General features: G+C 65.4%; 7 protein-coding genes. 4 read left to right on the top strand and 3 right to left on the bottom strand.

Annotated elements, in window-relative coordinates; translation table 11 throughout:
• Positions 1 to 258: 258 nt before the first annotated feature.
• Both rsmG and B2527_RS07695 read right to left on the bottom strand, forming a co-directional pair.
• Positions 259 to 900: a 16S rRNA (guanine(527)-N(7))-methyltransferase RsmG gene (rsmG, locus tag B2527_RS07690; RefSeq protein WP_293707594.1), complete on the bottom strand. Its 642-nt coding sequence runs from the start codon at positions 898 to 900 to the stop codon at positions 259 to 261.
• A gap of 96 nt (positions 901 to 996) precedes the next feature.
• On the bottom strand, positions 997 to 1,599 hold the full coding sequence (locus tag B2527_RS07695; RefSeq protein WP_293707597.1) for a 4'-phosphopantetheinyl transferase family protein: 603 nt from the start codon (positions 1,597 to 1,599) through the stop codon (positions 997 to 999).
• Between the two features lie 102 nt (positions 1,600 to 1,701).
• Between B2527_RS07695 and B2527_RS07700 the strand changes: the two genes are divergently transcribed.
• On the top strand, positions 1,702 to 1,956 hold the full coding sequence (locus B2527_RS07700) for a GlsB/YeaQ/YmgE family stress response membrane protein (protein WP_293707599.1): 255 nt from the start codon (positions 1,702 to 1,704) through the stop codon (positions 1,954 to 1,956).
• A gap of 56 nt (positions 1,957 to 2,012) precedes the next feature.
• Here the strand turns inward: B2527_RS07700 and xth are convergent, their stop codons facing one another.
• A complete protein-coding gene (gene xth, locus B2527_RS07705) occupies positions 2,013 to 2,786 on the bottom strand; it encodes an exodeoxyribonuclease III (RefSeq protein WP_293707600.1) in 774 nt (257 codons plus the stop codon).
• A 355-nt stretch (positions 2,787 to 3,141) separates the two neighbouring features.
• On the opposite strand from xth, the gene B2527_RS07710 reads away from it, so the two are divergent.
• From B2527_RS07710 to B2527_RS07720, 3 genes are all read left to right on the top strand, one after another.
• A complete protein-coding gene (locus tag B2527_RS07710) occupies positions 3,142 to 3,993 on the top strand; it encodes an HpcH/HpaI aldolase/citrate lyase family protein (RefSeq protein ID WP_293707602.1) in 852 nt (283 codons plus the stop codon).
• A 56-nt stretch (positions 3,994 to 4,049) separates the two neighbouring features.
• Complete coding sequence (locus tag B2527_RS07715; protein WP_293707604.1) at positions 4,050 to 6,449, top strand: sodium:solute symporter; 2,400 nt, start codon at positions 4,050 to 4,052, stop codon at positions 6,447 to 6,449.
• Between the two features lie 135 nt (positions 6,450 to 6,584).
• Positions 6,585 to 7,466, top strand: a complete 882-nt coding sequence (locus B2527_RS07720) for a LysR family transcriptional regulator (protein WP_293707606.1) — start codon at positions 6,585 to 6,587, stop codon at positions 7,464 to 7,466.
• Positions 7,467 to 7,567: the final 101 nt, after the last annotated feature.

Consider the following 7,567-nt stretch of genomic DNA (forward strand, 5'->3'; position numbering starts at 1 on the left):
GCCATGCAGGAGAGCCTCGTAGGCGGGGTTGGACTGGTCATTATGGGGGTAGCGGCGCGCAGGCGGAAATCGGTTTCCGTGTTCCGGGCGGCTTTGGGGTGGGAATGTGCCCCGATCGGGGTGCTTTTGCCCCCTCCCGAGCATGGCTCGGCACTACCGCTTAAGCCCCTCTCCCGTTCACGGGAGAGGGGTTGGGGTGAGGGCCGCTTTGGCCTTGGCCGGTAAAGCCCCTGCCGAGCATGGCTCGGCACTACGGATCTAGCCCTTGCGCTCCACCACCACCAGATGCCGGTCACCAACCAGCCCGGGCACCTGCAGCGGGCGTACTTCCTGCACCTGCCAACCAGCCGGCAGCTGGGCGATCTCTTCGTGCGGGTACACCCCCTTCATCGCCAGCAACTGGCCGCCGGGCCGCAGCAGATGGCCGCCGACCTCGATGATGCCGGCCAAGGTGTCCATCGCGCGGGCCGTGAGGTTGTCATAGGCGCCCGGCTCGTCCAGCGCTTCGGCGCGGGATTCGGCCACGCGGGCATTGCCCAGGCCAAGCTGGCGCACGGCCTCACGCATGAAGCGGGCCTTCTTGCCATTGCTCTCCACCAGGGTCACCTGCAGCTGCGGGTGGGTGATGGCCAGCGGAATCCCCGGCAAGCCGGGGCCGGTGCCCAGATCGGCCAGGCTGCCACTGCTGACATGCGCGGCCATGGCCAGCGAGTCGAGCAGATGGCGGGTGACCATTTCGCGCGGGTCGCGGATGGCGGTGAGATTGTAGGTGCGGTTCCAGCGCACCAGCAGGGTCAGGTAGGCCAGCAGGGGCTTGGCCAATGCGGCGTCCAGGTCCATGGCCTTCAAACCGTGGTCGAGGTCGCTGGCGACTTCGCGCGGGAGGGTGGTGTCGTTCATGGCGGGATTATCGCAAAGAGCAGAAACCAATGAAGAGGAGTGAGGGAGGAGAGAGAACAACAGCAGAAGCCGCGTCTTCTCGCTCCTTACTCCTCTTCACTCACTCCTGCTCAAGGGGTACCACGCCAGCGCGGCGCGGAAATCTTCCGTCGCCTGCCACTCATACAGATGCCAGCGCGCGGCATCGCCCAAGCCCGGATCGCACCACACCAGTTGCAGGGCCCCGGCTGCGTCCGGCGCGAAGCGCAGCTTTTCCAGCCCGAACGAAATGCCGTGCCCGTGCGCCTTCAGCAGCGCCTCCTTGGCGCACCACACGCGGAAGAACCAGTGCTCGCAGACCGCGTCATCCAACCCATCCAGCCAGCTGACCTCCTGCGGATGGAAGAAACGGCGGATGACCTCACGCATCTGCTTGCGTGGCCGTTGCCGCTCCAGGTCCACCCCCAGCCGCGTGCCCTCGCCCAGGCCCACCAGCAGATGGCCACCGCTATGACTCCAGCCGGTGCCGTAATGGGCCAGCTCACCGATCAGCCACGGCCGGTTGCGTTCATCGCGAGTCAACGGCAGGCCCTGCGGCGTGCGGCCGAGTTCACGCGCCAGCAGTTCGCGTGCCTGCGGCTCGCCACGGGTGCCCGGCACATGCGGCAACAGCCACACCCTCACCTGCTCGAACTGCCAGACATGCTCGGCGCCGGTCATGCTGAACAGCTGCCTGCAAGGGTCAACAAGGTTTTCACACCCGCGCGCGTTGACTGTACCCACCGCACCCCCCCAGGTGCATTTCGGCAAGGAGATTCAGGCATGGGCATCATCATCTGGTTGATTGTCGGTGGCGTCGTGGGTTGGCTGGCCAGTCTCATCATGCGCCGCGATGCGCAGCAAGGCATCATTCTCAATATTGTCGTCGGCATCATCGGCGCCATGATCGCCGGCTTCTTCTTCAGCGGCGGCAGCATCAATGGCGCGATTACCGTGCGCTCCTTCCTGTTGTCACTGGTCGGCGCGGTGGTACTGCTGGCCATCGTCAATCTTTTCACACGCAAAAGCGTGCGTTAAACGCTCTGGCGCCGATTCGACCGGGGCCCGGCTGGCAACAGCCGGGCCTTGTTGTTTCAGCCCTGTGCCAACTGCACCCAAGCCGGCGCGTGATCGCTGGGGCGTTCCCAGGTGCGCGGCTCGCGGTCGACGCCGGAAGCGGCAGCCCGCGGCTTGAGCGCGTCGGAGACCAGGGTCAGGTCGATGCGCAGGCCCAGGTCGCGACGGAAACCGGCCGCGCGGTAATCCCACCAGCTGAAGACGCCAGCCGCATCGTTATGCAGGCGAAAAGCGTCGTGCAGGCCCAGATCCAGCAGCTTCTGCAGCGCGCCACGCTCGGCGGTGGAGGTGAGGATGTGGTCACCGTTCCACACCGCCGGGTCGTAGACATCACGGTCATCCGGCGCGATGTTGAAATCGCCCATCACCACCAGCTGCGGATGCTTCTGCAGCTCGGCCGCGACCCAGGCGTGCACCGCCTCCAGCCAGCGCAGCTTGTAGGCGTACTTGTCGGTGCCCACGTCCTGGCCGTTGACAACATACAGATTGATGATGCGCACGCCGTTGACGGTGCCGGCGATCACCCGTTTCTGCTCGTCCTCGAAGCCGGGAATACCAATCTGCACGTCTTCGATCGGATGCCGCGACAGCAGCGCCACGCCGTTATAAGTCTTCTGCCCGGCGAACACATTGCGGTAGCCCAGTTCCAGCAGCCGCGTATCGGGGAACTTGTGGTCCTCCAGCTTGGTTTCCTGGATGCCGACCACGTCGGGGGCAAAGTCGGCCAGCCACTGTTCCAGGTGCGGCAGGCGGACGTTGAGCGAATTGACGTTCCACGAAGCGATTTTCATGGAGGGGATTCTAGCCGGGGCTGGAAACAAAGACCCTCCTTTCATCTGAAGGCGGCAGCAATTACCCCCCCTCCCTTGCGCCAAAGGCGTAGGGGAGGGTTGGGAAGGGGTGCTTTGGCTTTGGCTTTGGCTTTGGCTTTGGCAACGGCAATTGCGAAAGCAAGATCAAAAGCCCCCTTCGGGGCACCCTCCCCCGCAAGCGGGAGAGGGGACCGCGCTAGCTTCCCGCTTTTTATCTGCTTCCCCACCCGCCAAACCCCGCAAACCACAACAAAACCTATCGGGTGAATGTCGGGGAATACACTTTTTCAGCCTTCCGATTCGCGCAGACTGCCTCTCAAAGTGAGGGGAAGCCATGCGTAGCAAGCTGTTTGTGCCCGGCGCACGTCCGGAACTGTTCGACAAGGCCTTGGCCAGTGCGGCCGATGCCCTGTCCTTCGATCTGGAGGATTCCGCCCCCGAGGCTGGCAAACAGGCGGCGCGCGCAGCCATCGCCGGCTTCCTTGCCCGCGCCGACGTGCTTGCCAGCAACAAGCTGCTGATCGTGCGCACCAACGCCACCGACAGCCCGCACTTCGCCGCCGATCTGGCTGCGATGGCGGTGCCCGGCGTGTGGCTGCTCAATATTCCCAAGGTGGAATCGGCCGCGCAGGTGCGTGAGGTCGCCGCTGCGTTGGAACAGGCCGAGGCCGCCAATGCCGTCACCCGCCCGATCGGCCTGCTGCTGAACATCGAAACCCCGCGTGGCCTGCGCCTGGCCGCCGAGTTGGCTGGTGCGCATCCGCGCGTGGCCGGCCTGCAACTGGGCCTGGGTGATCTGTTCGCGCCGAACGGCATTGCCCGCACCCCGGCCAATGTCCATGCAGTGCTGTTCGCGGTGAAGATGGCCGCCACCGAAGCCGGCGTGTTTGCCTGTGACGGTGCCTGGCCGAACGTGGCCGATGCCGAGGGCTTCCAGACCGAGGCCGGCCTGGCGCAGGCGCTGGGTTTCATCGGCAAAAGCTGCATCCATCCGCGCCAGGTCGCGCTCGCCAATACCGTGTTCAGCGTGGCCGTGGCCGAAGTGGACGAGGCACGGCGTATCGTGGCCGCCGCGCAGGCCGCCAACGAGGAAGGTCGCGGTGCGTTCCTGTTCGAGGGACGCATGATCGACATGCCCTACCTGCGCAGGGCCCAAGCCCTGCTCGCCGGCGCCAGCCAGCACTGATTTCCTTTACCCGGGGCAGCCGCGCGGCCGCCCTCCTTGCCTTCGGGGTTCAACCCATGTCCAAATCCGCAGCCTTCTCTTCTGCTGCCCTGTTCCAGCGTTGCCATCTGGGGCTGCGCCTGCTGCTGGCCATCACCTTGATGGCCCTGGCCGGCATCGCCTCGGCCGACAGCCTGACCTCGGTCAGCCGCACGTCATTGCCGACGCTGCCCGACAGCCAGCCGGTGCAGGAACTGTTGGAGGTCGACGGTCGCCTGATGGCGGTATCTGGCAAGCAGTTGTGGATGCTTGGCAAGGACAACCGCGCGTGGACGGCACTGGACAGCCGAGGCCTGGACCTTGCCAGCATCCACGGCACCGCCGGCAACTGGTTGCTGCTGGGAGATGCCCAGGGCCATGGCGACCGCGTGGCGCAGGTCCGCCTGAGCGGCAATGCATTGATCACTGCTGCTGCCGTGCCCTTGCCGACAGCGCTGCAACGCGCCCAGCTCACCCGTCTGGACGGCGCGCTGTATGTCGCCGGCAGCGATGCCGCGGGCAACGCACAGCTGTTGCGCAAGCCTGCCGACAGCAGCCGCTGGCAGCCGCAGCCGACCTGGCCGGGTGCTGCACCCGCCGTCTCCCTGCAGGGCCAGAAGGGCTCACTGTATGCCGTGGTCGGCGATGACCAGGCCCAGCAGCTGTGGCGCTGGAACAGCGACAAGGGCTGGGCGCAGATGCCGGCCATCGACGGCACGGTACTGCCCGGTTCGCTGCGTACGCTGGGCCAGGCCCATCTGTTGATGCAGGTGCGCGACGACGCCGGGCAGACGCATGCGCGTACCTTCCACACCATCACCAGCGCCTGGTTGACCCTGGCCGATACCCAGGCCGCAATGCCGTCGACCATTGCCGCGGTAGGCAACGGCCTGGCCTGGGCCGCTGCCGATGGCAGCCTGCAGCAGTTCGAGATGCAGGGCAGCAAGCACCTGCTGCGCTGGCTGGACTGGGCGGTGATCGTGGTCTATCTGGCGGCCATGCTGGGCATCGGTGCCTGGTTCTACTTCCAGGAAAAACACGGCAACACCTCCGACTTCTTCGTCGGTGGCCGCAGCATTCCGTTCTGGGCCGCAGGTGTGAGCCTGTATGCCACCAATACCAGCTCGATCAGCTTCATCGCCATCCCGGCCAAGGCCTTCGAGACCAACTGGCAATACCTGACCAACAACCTGATCGCAGTGGTCGGCCTGATCTTCGTCGCGATCTGGATCGTGCCGCTGCTGCGCCGGCTGGACCTGATGAGCGTGTTCTCCTACCTGGAAACCCGCTTCCATCCGGCCATCCGCATGCTGGCCAGCGCGCTGTGCATCGTCATGCAGATCGGCAGCCGGATGAGCGTGATCCTGTTCCTGCCGGCCCTGGCCATCTCCACCATCACCGGCCTGGATGTGGTGTGGAGCATCATGATGATGGGCATCTTCACCATCATCTACACCACCATGGGCGGCATGAAGGCGGTCATCTGGACCGACTTCGTGCAGGTGTTCGTGATGTTCGGTGGCGCTATTTTCGCCATCGGCTACATCATCTACCAGATCAACGGTGGCGTGCCGGAGTTCGTCGCCACTGCCATGGCCGAGAACAAGACCCAGCTGTTCGATTTCAGCTTCGACCTGACCAAGGCCACGGTGTGGGGCTTCATCTTCCTGGTGCTGTTCGACGTGGTGCTCACTTTCCCCAAGGACCAGGTGTTGATGCAGCGCGTGCTGTCGACCAAGTCCGACAAGGAGGCCGGCCGCTCGGTGTGGACCTTCGCGGCGATGATGATCCCCGGCGGCTTCATCTTCTACGGCATCGGTACCGCGCTTTGGGTTTACTACCGTGACAACCCGGAGCGGATGAACCCGCTGCTGCCGATCGATGCGACCTTCCCGCTGTTCATTGCCGCCGAGCTGCCGCCGGGCGTCACTGGCCTGATCATCGCCGGCATCTTCGCCGCCGCCATGTCCACCCTGTCCAGCATCATCAACAGCGTCTCGACGCTGGCCTCGGTCGACTTCTACGAGAAGCTGAAGAAGGACGCCACGCCCAAGCAGAGCGTGCGCTTTGCCGAGTGGATCGGTGTGCTGGTCGGGCTGATCGCCATCGGCATCGCGCTGGTGATGAGCCGTTACGACATCCATTCGCTGTTCGATGTGTCCATCGAACTGGCCGGCCTGCTCGGCGGCGGCTTTGCCGGTGCCTATACGCTGGGCATGTTCACCCGCCGCGCCAATTCGCAGGGTGTGGCCATCGGTGTGGCCGGCAGCATCGCGCTGACCCTGCTGTGCTGGTCGATGAACCTGGTGCACCCGTACTTCTACCTGGCCATCTCGATCTTCCTGTGCATCGTGATCGGCTATGTGGCCAGCCTGTTCTTCCCGGCGCCGCAGCGCTCGCTGAAGGGCCTGACCATCTACAAGCAGGATGCGGTGTGAAGACCGGCCAGCATGCCGCTGCGGCACCTGCCCGCAGCGGCGTGAAGACAGGATCGGCAAAGACCATGACGTTGGTCGCATCGCTTCGCGGCGCCTGCTGGTGTAGTTTGGCGCGCAGCTGAGAGGTGTAATCGCGTGGAAACCCAGTTCCTCAATACCTTTGTCACCGTGGTCGACCGTGGCTCCATGGCCGCGGCGGCCCGCATGCTGCACATCACCCCGGCCGCAGTGGCCCAGCAGATCCGCACGCTGGAGCGCGAGCTGGGGGCACCGCTGATTGCCCGCGCCGGCCGCACCGTCAGCGTCACCGAGGAAGGCGCACGCATCCTGCAGCGCGCGCGCGATCTGCTGCGCGGCGTGGCCGACCTGCGCAGCGTCGCCAACGAAAGCGGCATGGCCGGCGAACTGCGGCTGGGCGCCTGCCCCACCGCGCTGGGCGGGCTGGTGCCGGACATCCTGGCGCGGATGGTGGCCAAGTTCCCCGAGATCAACGTCTTCATCAAACCCGGTTATTCGGCCGACCTCTATGGCGCGGTGGAATCGGGTGACCTGGACGCGGCGATGGTGCTGCAGGCACCGTTCTCGCTGCCCAAGACCTGCGACTGGCAGCTGCTGCGTGAAGAACCGCTGGTGGTACTGGCACCGGCGCGCATGACCGGCGCGGATCCGCACCAGCTGCTGCGCGAGGAGCCGCTGATCCGCTACGACCGCCACGAATGGGGCGGCCGCCAGGCCGACGAATACCTGCGCAAGGCCGGCATCGTGCCGCGTGAACGGTTCGAGCTGAATGCGCTCAATGCAATCGCGGTGATGGTCGATCGCGGCCTGGGCGTGTCGCTGGTGCCGGACTGGGCCAAGCCCTGGCCGGAAGGCATCTCGGTGGTGCGCATTCCCCTGCCCGAACCCAGCGAGCCGCGCCGCATCGGCATGGTCTGGTCGCGTTCGTCGGTACGCCTGCGCCAGGTCAATGTGCTGTTGGACGAGGCCCGCACGGCGCTGCTGCAGCCGACGGATTGAGAAAATTCCCTGTAGTGCCGAGCCATGCTCGGCAGGGGCGTTACCGGTAGAGCCTCTTGCCGAGCATGGCTCGGCACTACCGCTCCCTCCCTTTTGCGCAG

The sequence above is a fragment of the Stenotrophomonas sp. UBA7606 genome (assembly GCF_002477705.1).
GTDB lineage: Bacteria > Pseudomonadota > Gammaproteobacteria > Xanthomonadales > Xanthomonadaceae > Stenotrophomonas.

Coding starts and splice junctions, on each gene's coding strand:
- rsmG (WP_293707594.1), bottom strand. CDS start 900: ATGAACGACACCACCCTCCCGCGCGAAGTCGCCAGCGACCTCGACCAC.
- B2527_RS07695 (WP_293707597.1), bottom strand. CDS start 1,599: ATGACCGGCGCCGAGCATGTCTGGCAGTTCGAGCAGGTGAGGGTGTGG.
- B2527_RS07700 (WP_293707599.1), top strand. CDS start 1,702: ATGGGCATCATCATCTGGTTGATTGTCGGTGGCGTCGTGGGTTGGCTG.
- xth (WP_293707600.1), bottom strand. CDS start 2,786: ATGAAAATCGCTTCGTGGAACGTCAATTCGCTCAACGTCCGCCTGCCG.
- B2527_RS07710 (WP_293707602.1), top strand. CDS start 3,142: ATGCGTAGCAAGCTGTTTGTGCCCGGCGCACGTCCGGAACTGTTCGAC.
- B2527_RS07715 (WP_293707604.1), top strand. CDS start 4,050: ATGTCCAAATCCGCAGCCTTCTCTTCTGCTGCCCTGTTCCAGCGTTGC.